General features: G+C 59.5%; 20 protein-coding genes. 7 read left to right on the top strand and 13 right to left on the bottom strand.

Annotated features, from left to right (window positions below; translation table 11 throughout):
* Positions 1 to 29: 29 nt before the first annotated feature.
* From AC1RBA_RS14025 to AC1RBA_RS14045, 5 genes are all read right to left on the bottom strand, one after another.
* Positions 30 to 914: a branched-chain amino acid ABC transporter permease gene (locus AC1RBA_RS14025; protein ID WP_070218919.1), complete on the bottom strand. Its 885-nt coding sequence runs from the start codon at positions 912 to 914 to the stop codon at positions 30 to 32.
* A 161-nt stretch (positions 915 to 1,075) separates the two neighbouring features.
* The gene (locus tag AC1RBA_RS14030; RefSeq protein WP_492418690.1) at positions 1,076 to 2,284 is read right to left on the bottom strand and encodes an ABC transporter substrate-binding protein; all 1,209 of its coding nucleotides are present in this window, start codon (positions 2,282 to 2,284) and stop codon (positions 1,076 to 1,078) included.
* 70 nt (positions 2,285 to 2,354) lie between these two features.
* Complete coding sequence (locus AC1RBA_RS14035) at positions 2,355 to 3,083, bottom strand: ABC transporter ATP-binding protein (RefSeq protein ID WP_492418691.1); 729 nt, start codon at positions 3,081 to 3,083, stop codon at positions 2,355 to 2,357.
* Entirely contained in the window at positions 3,083 to 3,853 is a 771-nt protein-coding gene (locus tag AC1RBA_RS14040) for an ABC transporter ATP-binding protein (RefSeq protein ID WP_035823437.1), read from the bottom strand. The genes AC1RBA_RS14035 and AC1RBA_RS14040 overlap by 1 nt, the downstream gene beginning before the upstream one ends.
* Positions 3,854 to 3,986: 133 nt before the next feature.
* Positions 3,987 to 5,612 carry a GMC family oxidoreductase gene (locus AC1RBA_RS14045; RefSeq protein WP_492402470.1) on the bottom strand — a complete coding sequence of 542 codons (1,626 nt, stop codon included), beginning with the start codon at positions 5,610 to 5,612 and terminating at the stop codon, positions 3,987 to 3,989.
* A gap of 1,471 nt (positions 5,613 to 7,083) precedes the next feature.
* Here AC1RBA_RS14045 and AC1RBA_RS14050 point away from each other — a divergent pair.
* Positions 7,084 to 7,842 carry a 5'-methylthioadenosine/adenosylhomocysteine nucleosidase gene (locus AC1RBA_RS14050; protein WP_492418804.1) on the top strand — a complete coding sequence of 253 codons (759 nt, stop codon included), beginning with the start codon at positions 7,084 to 7,086 and terminating at the stop codon, positions 7,840 to 7,842.
* 75 nt (positions 7,843 to 7,917) lie between these two features.
* On the opposite strand, the gene putA is transcribed toward AC1RBA_RS14050, so the two are convergent.
* Complete coding sequence (gene putA / locus AC1RBA_RS14055; protein ID WP_492418693.1) at positions 7,918 to 11,571, bottom strand: trifunctional transcriptional regulator/proline dehydrogenase/L-glutamate gamma-semialdehyde dehydrogenase; 3,654 nt, start codon at positions 11,569 to 11,571, stop codon at positions 7,918 to 7,920.
* A gap of 207 nt (positions 11,572 to 11,778) precedes the next feature.
* On the opposite strand from putA, the gene AC1RBA_RS14060 reads away from it, so the two are divergent.
* On the top strand, positions 11,779 to 12,234 hold the full coding sequence (locus tag AC1RBA_RS14060) for an Lrp/AsnC ligand binding domain-containing protein (RefSeq protein WP_010393827.1): 456 nt from the start codon (positions 11,779 to 11,781) through the stop codon (positions 12,232 to 12,234).
* Positions 12,235 to 12,438: 204 nt separating this feature from the next.
* Positions 12,439 to 13,998 carry a methyl-accepting chemotaxis protein gene (locus tag AC1RBA_RS14065; RefSeq protein WP_492418695.1) on the top strand — a complete coding sequence of 520 codons (1,560 nt, stop codon included), beginning with the start codon at positions 12,439 to 12,441 and terminating at the stop codon, positions 13,996 to 13,998.
* A 46-nt stretch (positions 13,999 to 14,044) separates the two neighbouring features.
* On the opposite strand, the gene AC1RBA_RS14070 is transcribed toward AC1RBA_RS14065, so the two are convergent.
* Positions 14,045 to 15,025, bottom strand: coding sequence for a LysR family transcriptional regulator (locus AC1RBA_RS14070; RefSeq protein WP_034783859.1), 981 nt, complete (start codon positions 15,023 to 15,025; stop codon positions 14,045 to 14,047).
* A 206-nt stretch (positions 15,026 to 15,231) separates the two neighbouring features.
* Here AC1RBA_RS14070 and AC1RBA_RS14075 point away from each other — a divergent pair, with 206 nt between their 5' ends.
* Positions 15,232 to 15,537: a hypothetical protein gene (locus AC1RBA_RS14075; protein WP_070218913.1), complete on the top strand. Its 306-nt coding sequence runs from the start codon at positions 15,232 to 15,234 to the stop codon at positions 15,535 to 15,537.
* 65 nt (positions 15,538 to 15,602) lie between these two features.
* On the opposite strand, the gene AC1RBA_RS14080 is transcribed toward AC1RBA_RS14075, so the two are convergent.
* From AC1RBA_RS14080 to AC1RBA_RS14100, 5 genes are all read right to left on the bottom strand, one after another.
* Positions 15,603 to 16,211: a chalcone isomerase family protein gene (locus AC1RBA_RS14080; protein WP_492402474.1), complete on the bottom strand. Its 609-nt coding sequence runs from the start codon at positions 16,209 to 16,211 to the stop codon at positions 15,603 to 15,605.
* Between the two features lie 108 nt (positions 16,212 to 16,319).
* Positions 16,320 to 16,586 (bottom strand): YfhL family 4Fe-4S dicluster ferredoxin, encoded by a 267-nt coding sequence (locus AC1RBA_RS14085; RefSeq protein WP_070218911.1) that lies wholly within the window; start codon positions 16,584 to 16,586, stop codon positions 16,320 to 16,322.
* A 14-nt stretch (positions 16,587 to 16,600) separates the two neighbouring features.
* On the bottom strand, positions 16,601 to 17,098 hold the full coding sequence (gene coaD, locus AC1RBA_RS14090) for a pantetheine-phosphate adenylyltransferase (protein ID WP_034752633.1): 498 nt from the start codon (positions 17,096 to 17,098) through the stop codon (positions 16,601 to 16,603).
* Between the two features lie 112 nt (positions 17,099 to 17,210).
* Entirely contained in the window at positions 17,211 to 17,870 is a 660-nt protein-coding gene (gene rsmD / locus AC1RBA_RS14095) for a 16S rRNA (guanine(966)-N(2))-methyltransferase RsmD (protein WP_121670785.1), read from the bottom strand.
* Positions 17,871 to 18,081: 211 nt separating this feature from the next.
* Entirely contained in the window at positions 18,082 to 18,987 is a 906-nt protein-coding gene (locus AC1RBA_RS14100) for a DUF6279 family lipoprotein (RefSeq protein WP_492418697.1), read from the bottom strand.
* A gap of 26 nt (positions 18,988 to 19,013) precedes the next feature.
* On the opposite strand from AC1RBA_RS14100, the gene glmU reads away from it, so the two are divergent.
* Positions 19,014 to 20,390 carry a bifunctional UDP-N-acetylglucosamine diphosphorylase/glucosamine-1-phosphate N-acetyltransferase GlmU gene (gene glmU, locus AC1RBA_RS14105; RefSeq protein ID WP_492418699.1) on the top strand — a complete coding sequence of 459 codons (1,377 nt, stop codon included), beginning with the start codon at positions 19,014 to 19,016 and terminating at the stop codon, positions 20,388 to 20,390.
* A gap of 652 nt (positions 20,391 to 21,042) precedes the next feature.
* Here glmU and AC1RBA_RS14110 read toward each other — a convergent pair.
* Positions 21,043 to 21,516: an Lrp/AsnC family transcriptional regulator gene (locus AC1RBA_RS14110; protein ID WP_070217697.1), complete on the bottom strand. Its 474-nt coding sequence runs from the start codon at positions 21,514 to 21,516 to the stop codon at positions 21,043 to 21,045.
* 161 nt (positions 21,517 to 21,677) lie between these two features.
* Here AC1RBA_RS14110 and glmS point away from each other — a divergent pair, with 161 nt between their 5' ends.
* A complete protein-coding gene (gene glmS / locus AC1RBA_RS14115; protein WP_492418701.1) occupies positions 21,678 to 23,507 on the top strand; it encodes a glutamine--fructose-6-phosphate transaminase (isomerizing) in 1,830 nt (609 codons plus the stop codon).
* Between the two features lie 262 nt (positions 23,508 to 23,769).
* The gene (locus AC1RBA_RS14120) at positions 23,770 to 24,813 is read left to right on the top strand and encodes a serine hydrolase domain-containing protein (protein WP_492418703.1); all 1,044 of its coding nucleotides are present in this window, start codon (positions 23,770 to 23,772) and stop codon (positions 24,811 to 24,813) included.
* Positions 24,814 to 24,836 lie beyond the last annotated feature (23 nt).

Consider the following 24,836-nt stretch of genomic DNA (forward strand, 5'->3'; position numbering starts at 1 on the left):
TGGTAGCTCCAATACATGACTGATGAGGATTACTTTTCTTTGCCGAACAGGCCGGCGGGACGCAGCAGCAGCACGATGACCATCACCACGAACACCACGGTGGCCGAGCCTTCCGGGTAGAACACGCGGGTCAGGCCCTCGATCACGCCCAGGCCCAGGCCCGTCAGGATGGAACCCATGATGGAACCCATGCCGCCGATCACCACCACGGCAAACACGACGATGATCAGGTTCGAGCCCATCAGCGGCGAAACCTGGATGATCGGCGCGGCCAGCACGCCGGCGAAACCGGCCAGCGCCACGCCGAAGCCGAAGGTCAAGGTCACCATCAACGGCACGTTGATGCCGAACGCTTCCACCAGTTTCGGGTTTTCCGTGCCGGCCCGCAGGTAGGCGCCGAGCTTGGTTTTCTCGATGACAAACCAGGTGGCCAGGCAAACGGAAAGCGAGGCGATCACGACCCAGGCGCGGTAGTTCGGCAAGATCATGAAGCCCAGGTCCGTCGCGCCGGCCAGCGCTTCGGGTACGGCATACGGCTGACCCGAGACGCCATAGAACGAGCGGAACACGCCCTCCATGATCAGGGTGATGCCGAACGTCAGCAGCAAGCCATACAGGTGGTCGAGTTTATACAGCCAGCGCAGCATGGTCTTTTCGATCAGGATGCCGAGCAGGCCGACGAGGATCGGGGCGATGACCAGCATGGCCCAGTAATTGATGTCGAAATAGCTGAGGCCCATCCAGGCCAGGAAGGCACCCATCATATACATGGCGCCGTGCGAGAAATTAATAACGTTGAGCAAGCCGAAGATGACGGCCAGACCGAGAGACAACATGGCATAGAACGAGCCGTTGACGAGACCCAGCAGCAGCTGGCTCATCATCGCTTGTAATGGAACGCCGAAAATTTCCATGGCATCACAGTATAAAAAGCACCGCCGGGTAGCGGTGTGGTATCAAGGGAAACGCGCCACCGCAAACGGGTGCGGCGGCGCAAGGCGAACCCTGCGAGCGAAGCGCATGCAGGACAGAGCGCCCGCGCGGCGGCGGGCGATCCACAGGGATTGCTACAGCGTTACTTCCACAGCGAACACTTCGATTCGGCCTTGGTCACATACGCCTGTGCACCGGGCACGGTGGCGACCACCTTGTAGTAATCCCATGGGTATTTCGACTCGGACGGTTTCTTGACTTCCATCAAATACATATCGTGCACCATGCGGCCATCGGGGCGTACTTCGCCATTCTGGGTGAACATGTCGTTGATCTTGGTCTTTTTCAGATACGCCATGACTTTCTCGGTGTCATCCGTGCCGACGGCCTTGACGGCTTTCAGGTAGTTGGCCGCGGCCGAATAGTCGGCCGCCTGCAGCATCGACGGTTCCTTCTTCATTTTGGCGAAATAGCGTTTCGACCAGGCACGCGTTTCAGGATTCAAGTCCCAGTACCAGCCGTCCGTCAGGTACATGCCCTGCGTCAGGTTCAGGCCCAGCGAATGGATGTCATTGATGAAGATCAGCAAGCCGGCCAGTTTCATCGATTTCGTCAAACCGAACTCGTTGGCCGCCTTGATGCTGTTGATGGCGTCGCCGCCCGCATTGGCCAGGCCGAGGATCTGCGGTTTGGCCGCTTGCGCCTGCAGCAGGAAGGACGAGAAATCGGACGCGCCCAGCGGATGCTTGACGCTGCCCAGCACCTTGCCGCCGGCCGCCTTGACGACCTCGGCCGTGTCTTTTTCCAGCGAATGGCCAAACGCATAGTCGGCCGTCATGAAATACCAGTTCTTGCCGCCCTGCTTGACGATGGTGCCGCCCGTGCCGCGCGCCAGCGCCACTGTGTCGTAGGCGTAATGCACGGTGTATGGCGTGCATTCTTCATTCGTCAGGCGCGAGGAGCCGGCACCGATGGCAATGAAGATTTTCTTCTTTTCCGCCGCGACCTTGGCCATGGCCAGGCTGGCGCCGGAATTGGTGCCGCCGATCAGCATGTCGACGCCTTGCTGGTCGAACCATTCACGCGCCTTCGAGGCGGCGATGTCGGCCTTGTTTTGATGGTCGGCGGAAATGAATTCCACCTTCTTGCCGGCCAGTACCACGCCGGCATCGGCGATCGCCATCTTGATGGCTTCCGCGCCACCGAGGCCGTCGACGTCGGAATACACGCCTGACATGTCGGAAATAAAACCGATCTTGATGGTATCGCCCGATACCTGGGCGTGCGCGGCGGCGGAAAAGCCCAGTGCGCAAAGAGTGGCGGTGGCAATGGCGATAGCGTTACGTTTCATAGTGTCTCCGTTGGGATTATTGTTTGCTATTTAAACGATTGCTCGACGACGATACGGAACTACATGGGCATTACACGCCAAGCAGCTCGGTCAATACCGGCATCTTGGCTTCCAGTTCGGATGCAGCAAAAGTCTCGACGATCTGACCGTGCTCCATCACATAAAACCGGTCCGCCAGCGGCGCGGCAAACCGGAAATTCTGTTCCACCATGACGATGGTGTAGCCCTTTTCCTTCAGGGTGGTGATCATCCGCGCCAGGCCCTGCACGATGACGGGCGCCAGGCCTTCAGAAATTTCATCGAGCAGCAGCAATCGCGCGCCCGTGCGCAGGATGCGCGCCACGGCCAGCATCTGCTGTTCCCCGCCCGACAGGCGCGTGCCCTGGCTGTGGCGGCGCTCCTGCAAGTTCGGGAACATGGCGTAGATTTCCTCCACCGACATACCCTTCTCGCCGCTGGCCAGGGTCGGCGGCAGCAGCAGGTTTTCCTCGGTCGACAGCGACGAGAAAATGCCGCGCTCTTCGGGACAGTAACCGATACCCAGGTGGGCGATTTTGTGCGTGGCCAAACCTATCGCTTCGCTGCCATTGACTTTGATGGAGCCCGTGCGTGCGCCCGTCAGCCCCATGATGGCGCGCAAGGTGGTCGTGCGGCCGGCGCCGTTGCGGCCCAGCAAAGTCACCACTTCACCCTGCTCCACTTTCAGGTTCACGTCGTGCAGGATGTGCGATTCGCCATACCAGGTGTGCAGTTGCGTAATTTCCAGCGCGGGTGCGCCGCCATTTACTTGTGTCGCCATCAATGCGCCCCTTCCAGTTCGGCGTGGGTGGTGCCCATGTAGGCTTCCATCACTTGCGGATTGCGCGACACTTCCGCGTAACTGCCTTCGGCCAGCATGGCGCCGCGCTGCAGGACGGAAATCTTGTCACAGATGCCAGAGACCACGCTCATATTGTGTTCCACCATCAAAATCGTGCGGCCGGCCGACACTTTTTTGATCAGCTCGGTGACGCGGTGCACGTCTTCGTGGCCCATGCCTTGCGTCGGTTCATCGAGCAGCATCATTTCCGGCTCCATCGCCAGGGTGGTGGCGATTTCCAGCGCCCGCTTGCGTCCGTAGGGCATGTCGACCGTGATGGTGTCGGCAAACTCCGTCAGGTCGACTTCGGCCAGCAAGGCCATGGCGCGGTCGTTGAGCTGGTTCAAGGCACGTTCGCTTTGCCAGAAATGGAACGAGGTACCGAGCTGGCGCTGCAAGCCGATGCGCACATTCTGCAGCACGGACAGATGCGGGAAGACGGCGGAAATCTGGAAGGAACGGATCACGCCCATGCGCGCGATCTGGGCCGGTTTGGCGGCCGTGATATCTTTCCCATTGAACAGGATCTGTCCGGATGTGGGGACCAGGAATTTGGTGAGCAAGTTGAAACACGTGGTCTTGCCGGCGCCGTTAGGACCGATCAAGGCGTGGATATGGCCCCGCTCTACCTTCAGGTTCACCTCGCTCACAGCGGTGAAACCCTTGAATTCCTTGGTCAAATTTCTTGTTTCCAAGATTACGTTTGACATCGTGTCTCCTAGTTGTACTTTTTGTACTACTTAGTCATTTTTATAATACACAACTTAAATTTAACGCACAATACAGTATAACTACGGGGATTTTTCGCCAGCCCGAATGGCGCAAACTCGCACGCTTGCCCCGCTATTTCCAGGCCGCGTGTATCATTTGCGCCGCTTTTTCCGCGATCATCACGGTGGGCGAGTTCGTGTTACCAGAAGTAATGTACGGCATGATCGAGGCATCGACGACACGTAAACCATCTACGCCGATCACGCGCAGGGAGCTGTCGACCACGCTAGAGGCCTCGCTGGCCAGACCCATGCGGCAGGTGCCCACCGGGTGGAAGATGGTGGTGCCGATCTGGCTGGCCGCCTGCGCCAGCTCTTCCTGGCTCTGGAATTGCACGCCCGGCTTGTATTCTTCGGGAGCGAATTTTTTCAGGGCCGGCGCGGCGGCGATGGCGCGCGTCAGGCGCAAGGCGTCGGCCGCCACGGCGCGGTCCTGCTCGGTACTCAGGTAATTGGGCACGATCTTCGGCGCCGCATAGCTGTCGGCGCTGGCGATGTGCACATGGCCGCGCGAGGTGGGACGCAAATTACAGACGCTGGCCGTAAACGCGGGAAACGCATGCAAGGGTTCGCCGAATTTGTCGAGCGACAGCGGCTGCACGTGGTATTGCAGATTCGGCGTGGCTTGCTGCGGGTCGGACTTGGCGAACGCCCCCAGCTGCGACGGCGCCATCGACATGGGCCCGCTCTGGAACAGCGCATATTGCAAGCCGATCTGCATTTTTCCGACGATATTGCTGGCCATCACGTTCAAGGTCTTGACGCCCTGCACCTTGTACACCATACGCAGCTGCAAATGGTCTTGCAAATTGCCGCCCACGCCAGCCGAGTCCAGCACGGGCGTGATGCCGTGTTCGCGCAGCAAGGCGGCCGGGCCGATGCCGGACAATTGCAGCAATTGGGGCGAACCGATGGCACCCGCCGTCAGCAAGGTTTCCCGTTTGGCCGTCGCCTGCCACTGCGTGCCGCCGCCCGTAAACACGATGCCCGTGCAGCGCGGCCCCGTTTCCGTCGTTTCCAGCAGCAGACGTTCCACGTGGCAGCCCGTCATGATCGTCAGGTTCGGCCGGCGCGCGGCCGGTTTCAAGAACGCTTTCGAGGTATTCCAGCGAATGCCGCGGCGCTGATTGACGTCGAAATACGCGCTGCCGCTATTGTCGCCGCCATTGAAATCGCTGGTTTTCGGGATGCCCACCTGCTGCGCCGCGTCGCGGAACGCATTCAAAATATCCCACGACAGGCGCTGTTTTTCCACGCGCCACTCGCCACCGACGCCATGGTTTTCCGAGGCACCGCCGTAATAATCCTCGCTTTGTTTAAATAGCGGCAAGACTTTGTCCCAGCGCCACGAAGCGTCGTCCGTCAGGTCGGCCCAGTGATCGTAATCGCCGGCCTGGCCACGCATGTAGATCATGCCGTTGATGGAAGAGCTGCCCCCGAGCACTTTGCCGCGCGGATAGATCAGGCTGCGCCCGCCCAGGCCCGCGTCCGCCTGCGTGGTATACAACCAGTCCGTGCGGGGGTTGCCGATGCAATGCAGATAGCCGACGGGGATGTGGATCCACACGTAATCGTCCTTGCCGCCCGCTTCCACGAGCAAAACGTTGGCATCCTTGTCGCGCGTGAGCCGGTTGGCCAGCACGCAACCTGCCGTGCCGCCGCCCACGATGATGTAGTCGTATTCGCCTGCCGATTCCAATGAAGCTCCTTTCGGTATGCCATCAAGCTGTCGCGCGGCGTGTCTCCCCACCGCGTCCCTTTACCAGAGTCTGTCTTTCTTCATGCATGCATGGCTGCTGAGCCGCCTTGAGATTACCACCAGTGCCGGGCCAGGGCGACATTAATCGTGGCCAGCGATATGGGCGAGCGTCACGCTAAGCTCAAAAACAAGGCCGCCAAGCTGTGGATAACCGTATGGATATCCACAGGTACGATATGTGAGTAAACGAAAATTTTTTTGGACGCTTTTTTTTATCCCAAAACCATCCCCGGCAGATACAACCCTTACTCAGCGTTTATCCGTACGCCAAGCGATTGTTTACAAGGATAAATCAGGACTTATCCACAGAAGATGTCGCCGTTAACTACTATTACTATTCTTGTATACGATCTTGTTAAGGTAAACCCGACAACGCGCGCTTTGCCTGCCCTTCTCCTTCGGGAAGGTTCACAAGCCTGTCTTCAAAAAAAAACGGCGAGCTGCTTTCACTGACAAAAAAAATCGCGCCAACAACTGAGCGACGAAAACCGGCACGGCCGGCATCACGCGCACTTCACTGCCAAACCGTTTTGCAAAATGGAAACGTCAACCGTCCTGGCCAGGTATTCAGCCAAGAGACGGTGCGATGTCGAAAAGAGGGGGTATTTAAGACGATTGTGGATAAGTCACTTGATATCCACAGGATGACTTGTGAGTAAACACGAACTTTTGCGCAGGCCCGCATTTTATACAATTTTGCTCCTCGCGGGATACAGCGATTATGCACGCTTTATTTTGCGCGTAAACGGTTGATCCTGTTGAAAAAAAGTGACTTATCCACAGAAAAAAACGCGTTTACTATTACTACTATTTTTATATATAGCTCTATTGTAAACCGACAAAAAAAGCGGAAGTCCGGGGATATTTCCAAAAAGCATGCAAAAACCGTCAAAAAAAAAGCCAACGGCAACAGTACTACCCACTGCCAAACCGTCTTCCAGGAATCACCTGGATGCCGATGTTCGTGAAAGAACAGCGTTCATGATCGCTCAGCTTCGATTGCCAGGCAGGAATCGTGCACGCAAACTCCGTCAAACATGTCACTGCAGCAAGAAAAAACGGGATTTTTGCTTGTTGATGTGGATAAGTGCCTGCATATCCACAGGATGAGATGTGGGAAAAGTCGATCTTTGTCCACAAGCCAATTTTTATCCCAAACAAGTCCTCGCTGGATACAATGCTTGTGCGCCTACTTTTTTGTGCGCTAAGTTGATGATTTTTCGATGGTATACCGACTTATCCACAAAAAAATGGCCGTTTACTATCACTACTATTTTTATGTATACATCTTTATTTAAAACACAGAGACAAACGCGCACGGTGGAAAAGTCACCGAAACGGCTGTTTTCACCCTGTAAACCGTTTTGCAATCTCAAAAACCTGTAAAAACAGCATGAATTCACACAAAAAAATGCGTTTAGGCATCATCAGTGCCTTGCACGAAGAACAGCAGGGGCTGGTAGAAGCCATGCAAGGCCCCCAGAGGCGTTCGCACGGCATGCGTGACTACACCCTGGGGAACCTCTGGAATATCGACGCTGTGTGCGTCCTGTCGCGTCTGGGCAAGGTTGCCGCTGCCATGACAGCTTCTATCCTTGTGGAAAAGTACGGAGTTACCCACATCGTCTTCACCGGCGTGGCCGGCAGTGGGGATAAACACGTGAAAGTGGGCGACATCGTGGTGGCAGAATCGCTGCTGCAGCATGATATGGACGCCCGACCTTTGTTTCCCCGCTTCGAAGTGCCGCTGACGGGACTGCAGCGCTTCGCCACGGACCTGGAACTGAGCACGCAACTGGCAGCTGCCGCGGAAGATTTCCTGCGTGACGATGTTTCCAGCGTGCTCAAGGCGGCCGATATCGCGGCATTTAGCTTGCAGCACGCCAAAGTACACCGCGGCCTGATCGCCAGCGGCGACCAGTTCATCAGCAGCGCCGCGCATATCAACCAGCTGAAAGCGGATATCCCTGACTTGCTGGCCGTCGAAATGGAAGGCGCCGCCGTGGCGCAAGTGTGTTTTGAACTCGGTGTGCCGTTTACGGTCATGCGCACCATTTCCGACAACGCCAACGAAGAGGCGGCCGTCGACTTCATGCGTTTCGTGCAATCCGTCGCTTCGCCGTATGCGTTTGCGGTGATTCAGCAGCTATGCCAGCGCCTGGCTGGCTGATGTTTCAGCTAGCGTGCATAAAAAAAGGGCAGAACCACTGGTTCTGCCCTTCCTTGTTAACTACCTGCTTAAAATTTAGACACTTAACATCATTAAACTGGCATTACCACCGGCCGCCGTCGTATTCACGCACAGCGCCCGCTCAGCGACGAGGCGCCACAGGGGGATGGCACCGTCCTGCGTGGTGGCGATCGTGCCCACCAGGGCCCCTTCCCGTGCCGCCAGCAGCGGTTTGAGCTGGCCATCGAGACTCGGCTCGATCATGGCGATCTGGAAATCATGCTTGACGGACTCGAGGCTGCTGACGATCTGGATGCGGTCCTTCAGCGCGGCCGGCAAATCGCCCGGGATCAGCTCCGGCGCTTGCGCCAGCACCAGGGCCTGGTTGCCGGTGGCCAGGACGGCCGCCAGCTGGTTCATCAAGGTGCCGGACGTGGCCGCCGCGCACAGAATCGTGCCCCGTGCGGCAAAGCTCAGGGTATTGCGCTCGCCCGTCGGGCCTGGCAAGACGGTGGTGCTGCCCAGCAAGGTGGTGCGTGCGTATTCCTGCGCCAGTTGCTCGACCTTGTCGTGGCCATGCATCTTCGCCCACACGGTCAGCGCGTCGAGCGCGGGCGGCGCCTGGCGCTGGTGCTGCGCGCCGGCCGGCGCATTGCGCTGCAGGCGTTTCAGATACAGGGGGCCACCGGCTTTCGGTCCCGTGCCCGATTTGCCTTCGCCGCCGAACGGCTGCACGCCGACGACGGCGCCAACGATGTTACGGTTCACATAAATATTGCCCACGTGCGCGCGCTGGGTGATGAAAGCGATGGTTTCGTCGATGCGCGTATGAATTCCCAGGGTCAAGCCATAACCGCTGTCGTTGATCGATTGCACCAGTTGCGGCAGTTCGGCCCGCTTGTAGCGGATCACGTGCAGCACGGGGCCGAAGACTTCCTGCGTCAATTGCGCCAGCGACTTGATTTCCAGCACGGTCGGGGCAACGAACGTGCCTTTGACGGTCGGCAAATCGAGCGAATAATGGTCGATGGCCATGGTTTTCATCTTGTTGATATGCGCCAGCAGATTACCTTGCGCTTCCGCATCGATGACGGGACCGATATCGGTCGCCAGGCGGTCAGGATTGCCAACGCGCAATTCCTGCATGGCACCTTTCAGCATATGGATGGTCTTGTCGGCGATTTCCGTTTGCAGGAACAGCACGCGCAAGGCCGAGCAGCGCTGGCCGGCGCTGTCGAAGGCGGACGACATCACGTCCTGCACCACCTGTTCCGGCAAGGCGGACGAATCGACGATCAGCGCGTTCTGGCCGCCCGTTTCGGCGATCAGGGGAATGTCGATGCCTTCGGCCACGGCGCGCGCGGCCAGGTTGCGGTTGATCAATTGCGCCACTTCCGTCGAGCCCGTGAAAATCACGCCTTTCACGCGCGCGTCGTTGCACAGGCCGGCGCCAACCACTTCTCCGCTGCCGGGCAAGAATTGCAGCGCGCCGCGCGGCACGCCCGCCGCATGCAGCAATTGCACGGCGCGGTGGGCGATCAGCGGCGTTTGCTCGGCCGGCTTGGCCAGCACCACGTTGCCGGCGGCAAGCGCGGCGGCCAGCTGGCCCGTAAAGATGGCCAGCGGGAAGTTCCACGGGCTGATGCAGGTGACGGGACCGAGCGCCAGGGTGTTTGGCGCATGTTCCACCTGCGCCGCGTAATAGCGCAGGAAGTCGACGGCTTCGCGGATTTCCGCGATCGCGTTCGGCAGCGACTTGCCCGCTTCGCGCACGGCCAGGGCCATCAGCTCGATATGGTGTTCCTCGAACAGGTCGGCCGCGCGCAGCAATGCTTGCACGCGGACCGACGGTTCCGTCGTTTGCCAATCCATGGCATACGCGCTGGCGCTGGCCAGCGCCGTTTCCACGTCCGCCGGACCGGCTTCCATGACCTTGCCCACGACATCGTCGTGCTGGGCCGGATTGTGGATGACTTGCATCGGCGTATTCAGGCTGACGGCGCCATCGATCAGCGGCGCCGCCTGCCATGTCTGCTGCTGCGCCAGGCCGGTGGCCAGGGTGCGCAAGGTGTCTTCATTCGACAGGTCCAGGCCGGCCGAGTTTCTGCGCTCGCTGCCAAACATGTCCAGCGGCAGCGGAATCGACGGGTGCGGCAAGCCGCCCTGCAGGCGTGCCTGTTCCAGCGGATCGCGGATCAGACTATCGATGGCCACGCTTTCGTCGACGATCTGGTTGACGAACGATGAGTTGGCGCCGTTTTCCAGCAGGCGGCGCACCAGGTAGGCCAGCAGGGTTTCATGCGAGCCGACGGGCGCGTAGATGCGGCACGGCTTGTCGAGATTGTCGGGGCCGACGACCTGGTCGTACAGGGTTTCGCCCATGCCGTGCAGGCACTGGAATTCATAATCGGTGATGCCGTCGCGTTTTGCCCAGGTATAGATGGTCGACAGGGTTTGCGCGTTGTGCGTGGCAAATTGCGGGTAGATCAGGCTGCTGGCAGCCAGCAGTTTTTGCGCACACACGAGGTAAGAGACATCCGTGTAGACCTTGCGCGTGTAGACGGGATAGCCTTCCTGGCCGTCAACCTGCGCGCGCTTGACTTCCGCATCCCAGTACGCGCCCTTGACCAGGCGCACCATGAACTTGCGGCCGCTGCGGTGCGCCAGGTCGATCAGGAAATCGATGGCGAACGGGCAGCGCTTTTGATACGCCTGCACCACGTAGCCGATGCCGTCGAAGCCGGCCAGGTCCGCATCGAACGCCAGTGCTTCCATCAGGTCGAGCGACAATTCCAGGCGATCCGTTTCTTCCGCATCGATGTTGAAGCCGATGTTGTACTGTTTTGCCAGCAACAGCAGCGCTTTGACCTTCGGCAGCAATTCTTCCATGACGCGGGCGCGCTGGGCGCGGCTGTAGCGCGCGTGCAGGGCCGACAGTTTCACGGAAATGCCGGGGCCATTGCGGATGCCGCGCCCGTTCGACGCCTTGCCGATGGCGTGGATCGCCGTTTCGTACGAAGCGTAGTAGTTGGCCGCGTCGGCTTGCGTCAGGGCCGCCTCGCCCAGCATGTCGTACGAGTAGCGGTAGCCGCGCGTTTCATTCTCGCGGCTGTTCTTCAACGCTTCCTCGATGGTCTGGCCCGTCACGAACTGATTGCCCAGCATGCGCATGGCCAGGTCGACGCCCTTGCGGATCAGCGGTTCGCCGCCTTTGGCGATGAGCTTGGTCATGGCCGAACCGAGGCCCGATTCGCTGCTGGTACTGACCAGTTTGCCCGTAATCAGCAAGCCCCAGGTGGCGGCATTGACGAACAGCGACGGCGATTCGCCCAGGTGCTTCTTCCAGTCGCCCTTGCTGATTTTGTCGGCGATCAAACGGTCGGCCGTTTGACTGTCGGGTATACGCAACAGCGCTTCAGCCAGACACATCAATGCAACACCCTCTTCCGAAGATAGCGAGAACTCGTGCATCAGTGCATCGACACCGGACGCGCGTGTGCGTTTTTGGCGCACGTTCGAGACCAGACGATGCGCCAGCGCTTGTCCTTCGGCGATCGTTTCGGTACTGCTGGGGCGCACTTGTTGCAACAGCCACTGCACGGCGGAAACCTCATCGCGCCTATAGGCGGCAGTGATGGCGGCGCGCTGGGGTGTCGCTTCGGGCAGGATTTCTGCCTGGAACGCAGCAAAAGGAATCGGGGTAAAAGCCGAGGGGCCTGCAGGGTGCATAAGTGCTCTTTACAAGGAAAAAGGGGACGAAAACTGACGTAATTCTTGCTCTTTTTTGGTGCAAAAAAATACAGAAAGTCGGACGTTAAGATGATTCGATTGTAAAGGGGATTCTTATGGATTAATTCTGGTAATACAGGGGACTAGCAATAGATAGTTTTTGATGCGACAATTTAACCAAATAATATTAATTTGGGGGTGATAGGAATGCTGGACAAGATCAGTAAGAAAATCTTGATGGAATTGCAGAGCGATGGACGCATCAGCAATGTGGAGCTGGCCGCGCGCGTGAACCTGTCGCCGGCCGCCTGCCTGGAGCGCGTGCGCAAGTTGCACGAATCCGGTTACATCATGGGCTATACGGCCCAGTTGAACCCGCAGTTGCTCGACGTGTCGTTGCTGGTGTTCATCGAAGTGGTGCTCGATCGCACGACACCGGAAGTGTTCGACGCCTTCAAGCATAGCGTACAAATCATTCCAGAGGTACTGGAATGTCATATGGTGGCCGGCGGCTTCGATTACCTGGTCAAGGCGCGCGTCAAGGATATGGCCGCCTACCGCGAATTCCTGGGCAAGACGCTGTTGCAGAAAGGTGTGCGGGAAACCCACACTTATGCCGTCATGGAAGAGGTCAAAAACACCACCAAATTGCCAATTAAGTGACCTTGGTGCAGCCGCCCCACTTTTCTGATTGAGCTATCGGAACAAATGTTGTAGGGTAGAACTACAAATCTGCTATCCGGTAGCCGCCTGAAACGCCGCATAGACGTGACGTTCAGGGTGCAAGGCGGGCAATCGTGCCCACCCGCATACGGTTACAGCACGTCCCTTCAACGGGACGTGACGGGTTCGCGCAGCGGGGGACAAATGAAGCAGTTGCAGCATCAGCTGGTGCGTTTCTTTGTATTCACGATCCTGGCCATGGCCATCGCCTGTTGCCTGGCCTATCTGTTGCTGCTGTCGGGCGGCGACCATCCGTATCTGATCGCTTGCGTGGCCGCCGCCATCGGCGCCGCGCTGCTGGCGGCGGCCAGCCGTGCGCGCGGCGAGCCGGGCTTGCACGAGTTCGCCGGCACCGTGGGCAACGCCATCGACGCCATCATGATCGGCGCGGCGGAAACTTCTTATTTTGTCGATTCCGTCAAACAGAAGGTGGAACTCGACGTCCGCACGGCCAGCGACATTGCCGACAGCTCCGTGCAAAATGCCGCGATGACGGAAAAGATCGCCGCCAATGCGGAACGGGCCGCCAAGGTGGCCGCCGGTGTGCGTGTGGAAAGCGTGGCGGCGCGCGCCGAAGTGGACCAGGGCTTGCGCCGCATCAATCATGCACGCGAGGAAGCGCAAGGCGCCTCCAGCAACATGCTGAGCTTGCAGGAAAAATCCAAACGCATCACCGGCTTTACGGAAGCCATTTCCGATATTTCCGCGCGCACCAACTTGCTGGCGCTGAACGCCGCCATCGAAGCGGCGCGCGCCGGCGAACACGGGCGCGGTTTTGCCGTGGTGGCCGGCGAAGTGCGGCAATTGGCGCAGCGCACCAAGGAAGCCTCTGATGAAATCAGCGTGATGGTGCGGGAAATCAATGAACAGGCGGAAAAAGCCGCACGTGGCATGAGTTCGCTGGCGACCGGTGTCACGGAAGCGGCGCGCAATGTGGAAAGCGTGCATGCCTCGCTCAGCCATATCGAGGAATCGTCGGGCGAGTCGGAAGACGAGATCGGGCAAATCGCCCGCGCCTCGCGCGAGCACGTCGACACGACGCAGCTGATCGCCGACGCCATCCTGCAAATCCGCGACAGCATGTTGTCGACGAATGCCGAATTGCCGCGTGCCACGCAGTCGGCCATGGCCCTGGCCGAGCGGGCCGAAGTGATCGCCGGCGCGCTGGGCGAATCGAGCGTTGCCACGCCGCACGACGAGATCCGCGAGGCGGCCCAGCGCGCCGCGCGCGAGGTAGGCAAACTGTTCGAGCAGGCGATCGCCTCGGGCCGCATCACGCGCGAAGCCCTGTTCGACCGCCACTACCGCCCCATCCCGAACACTAATCCGCCCAAGCACAACACCAAGTTCGACGCGTTTACGGACAAGGTGTTGCCCGACCTGCAGGAAGGCGTGCTGGCGGCATTACCCCATCTGGCGTATGCGGGCGCCGTCGACAACAATGGCTATTTTCCAACGCATAACAAGAAGTTTTCCCAGCCGCTGACGGGCGACTACGCGACCGATATCGTGAATAACCGCACCAAGCGCATCTTCAGCGACCGTACGGGCAAGCGCTGCGGCAGCAACACCAAGCCCTTCCTGTTGCAGACCTATAAACGCGACACGGGCGAAGTCATGCACGATTTATCCGTGCCGATCCACGTCGAGGGCAAGCACTGGGGCGGTTTCAGAATCGGTTATCGGTCCAGCAATCACGCATAAAAAAACGCCTGATGTTTCATCAGGCGTTTTTTTTGCTGGCAGTCACTTACTCGACGTGCGGCTTCGGTGCCACGCCGCCGCCGGCCGCCGTGGCCGTGCGCAGGGTGGGCGTGTTCATGCTTTCCAGGTGGTTGCGCAGCCATTTGTGGGCGGGGCTGCGGGCGTCGCGTTCGTGCCACAGCATGTCCAGGTGGACGGCCGGCAGGGTCAACGGCAAATCCTTGTACAGCAAGGACTCCGTCATGCCCGTCGAGGCGATCAGATGGCGCGGCAAGACCGTGATCAGGTCGGAATTGGCGACGACGCGCCCGGCCGTGAAGAACTGGTTGACCGTCAACAAAATGCGCCGTTCGCGGTGGATCTGCGACAGCGCTTCGTCGATCAAGCCATGCGCGCGGCCGGAAAAGCTCACCAATAAATGGTTGGCCGCACAATAGTTATCCAGGGTCAATTCCTTGTCGGCCAGCGGATGGCCGCGCCGCATCACGCATACATATTTGCCGGAATACAGGCGCTCGTGGCGGATGGGCGAACCCGTTTCGCTCGACAATTGCGCCGCCACGCCGGGAAAGAAGCCCACGGCCAGGTCGATATCGCCGCGCAGCAGCATCGGGCGCGGTTCGCGCGTCGTCAGCGGCATCATGCGCACGTTGACACCGGGCGCTTCCCGTTCGATCGAGCGCATCAATGAAGGCAGCCAGAACGCGGCCGTCGCGTCGGCCATGGCCATGCGGAAGGTGGCGTGGGTCTTCGACACATCGAAAGTTTCCGGCGTGACGGCCGCTTCCAGGCTGGCCAGGGCCGAGCGTACGGACGGCCACAGCGCTTCGGCGCGGGGCGTGGGTTTCACGCCATATGCCGTGCGGATCAGCAATTCGTCACCGAGGCTCTCGCGCAGCCGTTTGATGGCGTTCGATACCGCCGGCTGCGTCATCGCCAGGTGGCCCGCTGCGCGCGTCAGGTTTTGTTCCGTCATGACGGCGTCGAAAACACGCAGCAAGTTCAGATCCAGCGTCAGAAAACTCATGGAAAGCCCAAGATAAAAGTTGAATTGATTACTTAAAATTGATTACTTAGGAGTGTAAACCGCGCCGGGCACGAATATTTTCACTCGTTAAAAAATATTACAGTTTTCCATTCACGATTCATATAATTGGTATCAAGAAATGGAATTAGATTTATATGTTGCACTGCACTATAGTACTGGCAAATTCTATAATGCACTGGAACAGTATGTCTACCTTCGCCTCCGCCCTGTACGCAGTATCCGCACCCGTGCTGGAGATTTCCCTGCTGAACGCCCTGCAACTCGTGCTGGTGATCGTTGCCGTGGGCGCCTTCGCCCTGCTGTTCAAGCCATTGCTGGTGGGCATTGCCCGCGCCATGGTGCTGGTGGTGCGTCCCAAGCTGAGCCGTGAAGAGCGCCTGGCGCGCCAGCAGATGCGCGAAGCGCAAGCCTTGCAACGCACTCTGGGCAAGATGGATGGCGTGTCGCCAAGCAACGCCGCAGAATTGCGCGCCCTGTCGACGCGCGCCTGAGCGGTCAACTGTTGCAAATGATAAGCCGGCCTGCGCCGGCTTTTTTTACGCCCGCCGCCAGCCGATTACGCCACGTCGCCCAGCAAATGCGCGCGCAATACCGTGTCGGCCGGATGGGCGCCGATCCAGATTTTCAGCAGCGCATTGTAAAAAGCCAGGTCCGGCACCATGTCGCCCACCTGTTTGCCGTTCAGCTTGCACAAGGTTCCCTCTTCCGGCAGCCAGTCCACGGTGAGGATATCGCCCTTTTTCAGCCCGGGCACCGTTTCGAACATGGCGCCGAACTGCATCGTCTGGCTCAGCAGGCGCGTACGGTCGGCCTGGTCGGAACTGCGCTTCAAGCCCTGCATGAACGCTTGTCCCAGCTCGTCGGACGTGATGTCGCGCAGCATGACGATTTCCAGGCGGCGCGGCCCGGGCAGTGCCAGGATGTCGGCCAGCTGGGTTTTCTTTTCCGGCAGGTACAGCGCAATCGTGTAGACCTTGAAGATGACCTTGTAGCGCACGCCGGCGCCGTTGAGTTTCAACTCGCGGCTGGCCAGCTGCACCGTGTCGTCCAGCTTGACGCCGCCCACTTCGACGGCCAGCGCAGGTTGCGCCAGGGCGGCGCACAAGCCCGCGCACAGGCAGGCGACGGCCAGGGAGCGGCCCAAACGGGATGTGCGTATTTGCATCTTCTGCCTCCGTAGAGAAACATGTGCTGTGGATAAGTCCGCACAAGCACACAGTGTAGAACAGTTGGCAGAAGCTGGCGCCACGCAGAAGTGGCGAGGAAGAAATGCTTAGGGTTTGGCGGCAGGCAGTTCCGCCTGCAGGCGTTCGTACTTGGCCATCAATTGCTCCGGGCTTTCGCGCCAGGCGGGATTGAAGGGGATGCAGCTGACAGGGCACACTTGCTGGCATTGCGGCTCGTCAAAGTGCCCCACGCATTCGGTGCACTTGTTGGGATCGATTTCGTAGATTTCCGCGCCCATGTAGATCGCGTCATTCGGGCACTCGGGCTCGCAAATGTCGCAATTGATGCATTCGTCGGTGATCAGTAATGCCATAATTTCACTCTTACTTATTGCGATGAGGCAGCGTTGGCGGCAATCTTGTTTTGCAGCCAGCGGTTCACCGAGGGGAAGACAAACTTGGAGACGTCGCCGCCCAGCGCCGCGATTTCGCGCACGATGGTGCCCGAAATGAACTGGTACTGGTCGGATGGCGTCAGGAACATGGTTTCGACATCGGGCAGCAGGTAGCGGTTCATGCCCGCCATCTGGAATTCGTATTCGAAGTCGGAGACGGCGCGCAAGCCGCGCACGATGACCCGCGCTTCATGCTTGCGCACGAAATCCTTGAGCAGGCCGGAAAAGCTTTCCACTTGCACATTCGGATAGTGACCGAGCACTTCGTTGGCGATTTCCAGGCGTTCGTCGAGCGAGAAAAACGGCTGCTTGTTCTTGCTGTCGGCCACACCGACGATCAGCTTGTCAAACAGACCCGATGCGCGGCGCACCAAATCTTCATGACCGCGCGTGAGCGGATCGAATGTTCCTGGATAAACGGCTACAACCATTGCGGCTCCCTGATGATGCACCAATATAGACGCGCATTATGCCTGAAATTGGTGACCACCTTGGTGCTGCGCCTCGGGCCAGGGAGCCTTTTTGCCTCATTTATAGGCAGATTCAGGCAGTTGCCGGCACTTTGTTGTAAGTTAGCAAATGATAATAAACGGTGCCCGCCTTGTCGGCGCGGATGACTTCCCACGGCGCCATCCACTCGGGCTTTTCCAGTGCGCTGGCTTCATCGAAGACCAGCGGCAAGCCCGATTCCGCGTACACGATGCCGCCTTCCTTGAGCAGGTTGGCGCACATCGGCAACACTTTCGCCAGGAAATCCTGCTGGTAAGGCGGATCGAGGAAGATCAGGTCGTAACGCTGGCCGCGCGCTGCCAGGCCTTGCGCCGTCAGCAGGGCGTCGCCGCGCAGCAATTGCACATTGTCGGCGCGCAATTTCGTCTTGTTTTCTTCCAGCTGGCGGATCACGGGCGTATGCGTATCGACCATGGTGACGGATGCCGCGCCGCGGCTGGCCGCTTCGAAGCCCAGTGCGCCGCTGCCGGCGAACAGGTCCAGCACCTGGGCGTTGGCCCAGTCGCCGTCGCGCAAGTGGTTGATCCAGTTGAACACAGTTTCGCGCACGCGGTCCGGTGTCGGGCGCAAGCCCAGTGCCTGCAAAACAGGCAGCACGGAGCGCTTCCACTGGCCGCCGATGATGCGCACCTGGTTCGGTGGCGGCGCGTGGTGGACGGGGACTTTGGCGGGTTTCTTAATTTTTTTTTGCATGGGCATTTAAAACACCTAACAAAACCTACTGCGCGTCGCGATTTGCGGCCTGCGATGCTCACTGCCTCGGCGGCCCCGTGCATTCGCACAGCTGCGCTTCTTAGCCACAACTCACTGCCGCTCGCTACGGTTTGTTAGGCGTTCCATTTCTTCAATTCGATGGCGGCCACTATAGCATATGGCCCCATCCCCCCCTGCTGGCGCTGGCTGCCTATTTGGCTTGCGTGGCCAGGGAATTGAAATCGTCGATCCAGCCCTGCATGCGCTTGACGGCATGGGCTTTTTGCGCCGGCGTGGCGATCTTGATCACCGTCATGACCATCTGCGCCGTGCTGCTTTCGTAGGCGTCAAAAAAGGCCTTGCGCTCCGAGTGTTCCAAGCGCTCGAAACTGTCCTTGATCAGGGTCGTGATCAAGGCCGCGGTCGCTTCCTTGCCGAGTTTTTCTTGGTGGACTTTCTTGACCAGGGTCAACACATTCTGCTGGCGCCGCATGCGTTCGTCGAGCCAGATCTCATTGTTCAGCGGACGCGCGTCGGACGCCTTGCGGATGATGGCTTCCTGCTCGCTGCTGAAGCTGCCGAACCACAGTTCGAATTGCTCCATGGCTTTCTTGTAACGCAGTTTTTGGCGCTTGTCCTGGTCGCCGCTCAGGTATTTCTTGCGGTAATCGTCATTGTTCGACTTGAACTTCTTTTCCATCTGCGCGATCTGCTCGGGCTTGAGCGAGCGGGCCAGGTCGGCCAGCTCGGGCGCCGCCTTCAGCAGCAGCGCCTGGGTGCGCTGCTTGATCTCGCCGTAGTCGGCCATCAGGTCTGCCTGCGTGATATTGCCTTGCAGCTGTTTCTGGCCCGTGCGCAAGATTTCCACGTAATCCTTCAATTGCGTCTTGCGGTGCCAGTCGAACAGCTTGTCGATGTCTTCGCGCACCCAGCCCTTTTGGTCGCGGTCCAGGTCGACATACGCATTCAGCCACCAGTACAGCACGGTATCGCCGTTGTTGTAGGCCAGGCGCAAGCCGCTGCAGCCGGCCATGACGACGAGCATGATGGCCAGCACGGCATAAGTAAACCGCTGGAAGGACGTGGAAGACGGGGCCTGCGTGTTAAACTTTTTCATATTCTTAACTTATAAAATTACGGTCTATGAACGTTGTCATTCTCGCTGCCGGTATGGGCAAACGCATGCAGTCGGCACTGCCCAAGGTATTGCACCCGTTGGCGGGCAAGCCGCTGTTGTCGCACGTCATCGACACGGCGCGCGTCCTGGCGCCGTCCCGATTATGCGTGATTTACGGCCATGGGGGCGCAGCGGTGCTGAAGTTGCTGGACGGCTACAAGTCCAAGCAGGACCTGGCGATCGACGCGGCGGAACAAACGCAGCAGCTGGGCACCGGTCATGCCGTGCAGCAAGCGGTGGCGTTGCTGGATGACAGCGTGCCCACCCTGATCCTGTACGGCGACGTGCCGCTGACCAGCGCCGCTTCCCTGCAGCAACTGGTGCAGGCGGCCGGCAAGGACAAGCTGGCCATTTTGACCGTGGAACAGGACGATCCCTTCGGCCTGGGCCGCATCGTGCGCGAGCACGGCGCCATCGTGCGCATCGTCGAGGAAAAAGATGCCACGCCAGACGAGCGCGCCATCCGCGAGATCAACAGCGGCATCATGGTCGCGCCCACCGTGCAGCTGAAGCAATGGCTGTCGGCCTTGTCGAATGACAATGCTCAAGGGGAATACTACCTGACCGATATCGTCGCCCAGGCCGTCGCCGATGGCGTGGCCGTCACCTCGGCCCACCCGGCGGCCGTGTGGGAAGTGGCGGGCGTCAACAGCAAGGTGCAACTGGCCCAGCTGGAACGCATCCACCAGAACAATATCGCGCAAGCCTTGCTCGAGCGCGGCGTGACCTTGCTGGACCCGGCCCGCATCGATGTGCGCGGCGAACTCATTTGCGGCCGCGATGTCACCATCGACGTCGGCTGCGTGTTCGAAGGCCGCGTGGAACTGGGCGACGGCGTGCGCGTGGGCGCCAACAACGTCATCATCAATGCCACCGTGGCCGCCGGCGCGCACATCAAGCCGTTCTGTCATCTCGAGGACGCCGTCGTCGGCGCCGCTTCCATCATCGGCCCTTACGCGCGCCTGCGCCCGGGCACGGTTCTGGCGGAAGACGTGCACATCGGCAACTTCGTCGAAGTGAAAAACAGCCAGGTCGCCGCGCACAGCAAGGCCAACCACCTGGCCTACATCGGCGACGCCACCATCGGCTCGAAGGTCAACATCGGCGCCGGCACGATCACCTGCAACTATGATGGCGTGAACAAGTTCCGCACGGTGATTGAAGACGACGCCTTCATTGGCAGCGACAGCCAGCTGATCGCGCCCGTCACCGTCGGCAAGGGCGCCACCCTGGGCGCCGGCACGACCTTGTCGAAAGATGCCCCGGCCGGCAAGCTGACGGTCTCGCGCGCGCGGCAGGTGACCATCGACGGCTGGACGCGTCCCGTAAAAATCCCCAAGTAAGCGATATCGCCCTCACCCGGCATGACGCCGCCAGCCTGTCCGGGTTGGCGGCGTTTTTTTGCGCCTGTGGATAATCCTGTGGAAAGCTGGCTGGTAACCCGGGATAAGTCGCAGCTTTATTTCCATCAAGTATTTCTGCTGTATTTTGGTGTGTGGATAAACATGTGAACAAGCAGGCGGACAAGTGATGGATAAGCCCGGTATAAGCTGCGTATAAATGGTGAAAAACCTGTGGGAAAGACGGGATAAGTTATCTGGCGAAGTTTGGTGCCCCAGCAGACACGCTCGTCTCGCAGACGACGAAAGTAGCCTCAGATTTTTGCCTGCCCGGATTGTGGATAAGCTTGTGCGTAATTGGCGAATAAGTCATGAATAACTTATAAGTCATTGTATTGCAAGGATATTTAAGACAAATTTGTAAAGCCTTGCTGTGGGTAAAGCTGTGCAAAAGCCTGTGATTAAAGCGTGGGCAAACGCTGGATAAGCCGGGATAAGTTTTATCCGGGAACTGATGTCTATTTATTGAAAGGCCTCATGCGCGGCTGGATGGCGGCGGCCGTGGAAATCCGTGATGTTCATACTGTGGATAAACTTGTGCATAAGCGGGCAGAAAGGCTGGGATAAGCGGGGGTAACTTCTCTGCCCGCCGGCTTCACACAGCGATGCGCGTCTCGAACTTGCTGCGAAACGTGGAAAAATAGCTTTTCACGTTGCGCACATTCGCGTGCGCGGCAAACAGGCGGTGCGCCAGCGCGTGGTAGGCGGGCATGTCGGCCACCTGCACCATCAGCACGAAGTCGGGCCCGGGCGAGACGCGGTAGCATTGCAGCACGGCGGGCTCGTCCGCCACGAGCTGCTCGAATTCGGCCATGCGTTCCGCTGCCTGCACGTCGAGCGTGATTTCCACGATGGCCGTCAGGCGCGCGCCCACCAGCTGCGGCGCGACGATGGCCACTTGCCGCTCGATGACGCCGCTTTCCCGCAAATGCTTGACCCGCCGCAAACATGTGGGCGCCGAGACGTGTACGGCTTGCGCCAGCTCGCTGTTGGTTTGCGACGCATCAATTTGCAGGGCATTCAGGATGCGACGATCGATTTCATCGAGGGTAATATTGTGCTCGCTCATGATTTTGATGAATTGGAAAATATATCGAGTATAAATGAAATAATATTTCACAGTGAAATAGTCATGAAATATTCGGTCAAAAATATGCGGATTTAGAAAGCATATTTCACGCACTCTGCATTAGCATGCGTGCATTGATTAAATTTTAGACAGAGGTTTCCATGTGCGGCATCGTCGGCGCGGTAGCGCAACGTAATATCACTCCCATCCTGGTCGAAGGCTTGAAGCGCCTGGAATACCGCGGCTACGATTCCTGCGGCATCGCCCTGCATGCGGATGGCCGGCTGCAGCGTTCGCGTTCCACCGCGCGTGTGGCCGAGCTGGAAAAGCAGATCGCGGAAGAAGGCTTGAGCGGTTTTACGGGCATCGCCCACACGCGCTGGGCCACGCATGGCGCCCCGGTCTCCTTCAATGCCCACCCGCACTTTTCCCCGACGGAAGAGAACGCCCGCGTGGCACTGGTGCATAACGGCATCATCGAAAACCACGACGAACTGCGCGCCGAACTGACGGCCCTCGGTTACGTCTTCCAGAGCCAGACGGACACGGAAGTGATCGCCCACCTGGTCGAGCACATGTATAACGGCGACCTGTTCGAGACCGTGCAGCAAGCCGTGAAACGCCTCGACGGCGCGTACGCGATCGCTGTCTTCTGCCGCGACGAGCCGCACCGCGTGGTCGCCGCGCGCCAGGGCTCGCCCCTGATCGTCGGCCTGGGCAATGGTGAAAACTTTGTCGCGTCCGACGCCATGGCGCTGGCCGGCACGACGGACCAGATCATCTATCTGGAAGAAGGCGACGTGGTCGACCTGCAACTGTCGCGCTGCTGGATCGCCGACGTCGATGGCAAGCCCGTCGAGCGCGAAGTGAAAACCGTGCACGCGCACACGGGCGCGGCCGAGCTGGGCCCGTACCGCCACTACATGCAGAAGGAAATCTTCGAACAGCCGCGCGCCATCGGCGACACCCTGGAAGGCGTGACGGGCATCATGCCGGAACTGTTCGGCGATGACGCGTATAAAATCTTCAAGCAGATCGACCGCGTGCTGATCCTCGCCTGCGGCACCAGCTCATATGCGGGCATGACGGCCAAGTACTGGATCGAGTCGATCGCCAAGGTGCCCGTCAGCGTGGAAGTGGCCAGCGAATACCGTTACCGCGACAGCGTGCCGCATCCGAACACCCTGGTCGTCACCATTTCGCAAAGCGGCGAGACGGCCGATACCCTGGCCGCCCTGAAACATGCACGCAGCCTGGGCATGCAGCACACCCTGACCATCTGCAACGTGGCCACCAGCGCCATGGTGCGCGAATGCGCCCTGGCCTACATCACGCGCGCCGGCGTGGAAGTGGGCGTGGCGTCGACCAAGGCGTTTACGACGCAGCTGGCCGGCCTGTTCCTGCTGACGCTGTGCCTGGCGCAAGTCAACGGTCACCTGTCCGAAGAGCAGGAAGCGGCGCACCTGAAAGCCATGCGCCACCTGCCCGTCGCCATCGCGTCCGTGCTGGCGCTCGAGCCGCAGATCATCGCCTGGTCCGAAGAATTCGCCCGCAAGGAAAACGCCCTCTTCCTGGGCCGCGGCATGCACTACCCGATCGCCCTGGAAGGCGCCTTGAAACTGAAGGAAATCTCGTACATCCACGCCGAAGCGTATCCGGCAGGTGAACTGAAGCACGGCCCGCTGGCCCTGGTGACGAATGAAATGCCCGTCGTTACCATCGCGCCGAACGACGCCCTGATCGAAAAGCTCAAATCGAACATGCAGGAAGTACGCGCCCGCGGCGGCCAGCTGTACGTCTTCGCCGACGTGGACTCGCGCATCAGCTCCGGCGAAGGCCTGCACGTCATCCGCCTGCCCGAGCACTACGGCGATTTGTCGCCTATCCTGCACGTGGTCGCGCTGCAATTGCTGGCCTACCACACGGCGCTGGCGCGGGGCACGGATGTCGACAAGCCGAGGAATCTGGCGAAGTCGGTGACGGTGGAGTAAGCCTGGCGGGGGCCGCCCCGGGCCACCAGGAATAGAAAGAAAACGCCGCCTCCGGGTGGCGTTTTCTTTTAGTCTGGAAAAACCATGCGCGTGACTTTTTTCTGCCGCCGCTGAATCCATTGTGCGAGAATGCCCATCCCCCTTCGATGGTGCGCATGATGACCAAACTCGCCGCAATCATGACTGGAATGACACTCGTGCTGGCAGCTTGCCAGCTTGCAAGCCCGCAGCCACGGCACCTGCGCACGACATTCCTGCGGCCATGCGCCAGACCGCGACCGCCCTGCTGCAGTCGCCATTGCTGCACGCGACCTCGATTGCTGTCGTGTATCGTGGCAAGCAATTCATGCTGCATCAAGGCGAGCTGGAGACCGGCAAAGCCAATCCGCCGAACGATACGACGCTGTATGAAATCGGCTCGGTCAGCAAGACTTTTGCCGGCCTGCTGCTGGCGAACGCCGTGCTCGATGGGAAGGCGGCGCTCGACGATCCCATACAAAAGTACCTGCCAGCCGCCTACCCGAACCTGCAGTCGCAGGGGCAGCCCATACGCTTGCGCCATTTGATCACGCACACGAGCAATATGCCTGGCATGCTGCCATTGCAGGTGAACACCGTCTTGCAGGATTTCACGGCACACGCCACGCCGGCAAAGCTCAATGCCGCCTACGCCAACTACGGACAACCGCAATTCTGGCAGGACTTGCACACCGTCAGCATCAAGGGGCCGCTGGGCAAGGACTACGCCTATTCCAGCGCCGGTACCGAACTCGTTGCGCACACGCTCGAAACAATCTATGGCATGCCCTATGAAGTCCTGCTCACGCAATGGCTCGCGCGCGAAGCGGGCATGCAGGATACCAGGCTGAGCATCACCGCCGCGGATGCCGGCCGGCTGGCGCCGGGCTACCACAGCGACAATCCCGTCGTCACCACGCCGATGCCGCAACTGCCCTGGGGGGCGGCAGGCAACCTGAAGTCGACGATGCCGGACATGGCGAAATACCTGCGCCTGCAATTGAGCGCCCATCCTGCCGTCGTTGAATCGCACAAGCCTTTGGCGCGCTTTCAGGACGACTTCAGCATCGGCTATTTCTGGAACATCGGCAGCAATCGCCAGCTGGGCACGCATTATGTCCACCATGGCGGCGTGCCCCGTGCGCAAAGCTACGCCTACGTCGTTCCCAAATATCAGCTTGGCGTCTTCATCATCACCAACCAGAGCGGCGACGCTACGGCCGGCGCCATGGAAAGCGCGCTGGCGCATATGTTCGACACCGTGGAAGCCATGGAAGGCGCGCGGTAGCCGGCCCCAGTGAACACGCGCGC

It is taken from the genome of Janthinobacterium sp. GW823-FHT03B06 (assembly GCF_058796955.1).